Source organism: Micromonospora sp. M42 (assembly GCF_000568915.1).
Lineage (GTDB): Bacteria > Actinomycetota > Actinomycetes > Mycobacteriales > Micromonosporaceae > Micromonospora > Micromonospora chalcea.
On sequence record NZ_KK037233.1, the window covers coordinates 834,678 to 835,815 of the forward strand.

Here is a 1,138-nt window from a genome sequence, read left to right on the forward strand (position 1 = left end):
GCGTGTAGTACGCCACCCACCCGATCCGTCGCGTCATCGCACACCCTCCGGATCCGCGCCCGGCGGCGCGGATCATCGTCCGCACTGTACCGAACGTGGCCGTCCGGGCACAGTACGCCGCGAATCGGTTTCGGGCGCGTCGCGCCGGGCGCAGGCGTGGGACGCGCGCGCTCCGGGTACAGCGGAACCATGAACACGAGCACGGCCGAGCGCCCGGCCACCGCTCCCGCCGCGCCCCCGGCCGGTGTGGTCGCCGTCGTCGCCCATCGGAAGAAGACGTTCGGGGGAGGGCTCGACGAGCTGCGCTCCCGGCTCGTCGCCGCCGGGGTCGGGCGGCTGCTCTGGTACGAGGTGCCGAAGAGCCGCAAGGCGCCCAAGCGGGTCCGCGCGGCGCTGGACTCCGGCGCCGAGCTGGTGCTGGTGTGGGGCGGCGACGGCATGGTGCAGCGGTGCGCCGACGCGCTCGCGGGCAGCGGCGTGCCGATGGGCATCCTGCCGGCCGGCACGGCCAACCTGTTCGCGGTGAACCTGGGCATCCCGGTCGACCTGCCCGAGGCGGTACGCATCGCGCTGCACGGCCGCCGCCGCGAGCTGGACCTGGGCCGGATCAACGGGGAGCACTTCGCGGTGATGGCCGGCGCCGGGTTCGACGGCGACCTGATCCGGGACGCCGACCGGCAGCTCAAGGGCCGGTTCGGCCGGATCGCGTACGTCTGGACCGGGCTGCGGCACGTGCGCGGCGAGTGCGTACGGACCCGGATCCGGGTCGACGGCGCGGACTGGTTCGACGACGAGGCGAGCTGCGTGCTGTTCGGCAACGTCGGCACCATCACCGGCGGCATCCCGGCCTTCGACGACGCCCGTCCGGACGACGGGGCGCTGGAGGTCGGCGTGTCCACCGCCAGCGGCGCGGTGGACTGGGCGCGCACGCTGGGCCGGATGGCCGCCGGGCGCTCCGAGGAGTCGCCGTTCGTGCGGATCACCCGCGGTCGCAAGATCACGGTGCGGTTCGACGCGCCGAAGACGTACGAGCTGGACGGCGGCGCGCGGGGCAAGGCGAAACGGCTCAAGGTGAAGGTGGTCTCGGGCGCGCTGACGGTGTGCTGTCCCGACCCGCCGGACTGACCGCGTTCTGGCC

Annotated in this window: 1 protein-coding gene; it reads left to right on the forward strand. The window is 74.3% G+C overall.

Features of this window, described 5'->3' with window-relative positions; all coding sequences use genetic code 11:
- Positions 1–189 precede the first annotated feature (189 nt).
- A complete protein-coding gene (locus MCBG_RS03435) occupies positions 190–1,125 on the forward strand; it encodes a diacylglycerol/lipid kinase family protein (protein WP_043323805.1) in 936 nt (311 codons plus the stop codon).
- Positions 1,126–1,138 lie beyond the last annotated feature (13 nt).

Excerpts from the sequence above, each read along its gene's own strand:
- MCBG_RS03435 (WP_043323805.1), top strand. The coding sequence starts at position 190 with ATGAACACGAGCACGGCCGAGCGCCCGGCCACCGCTCCCGCCGCGCCC.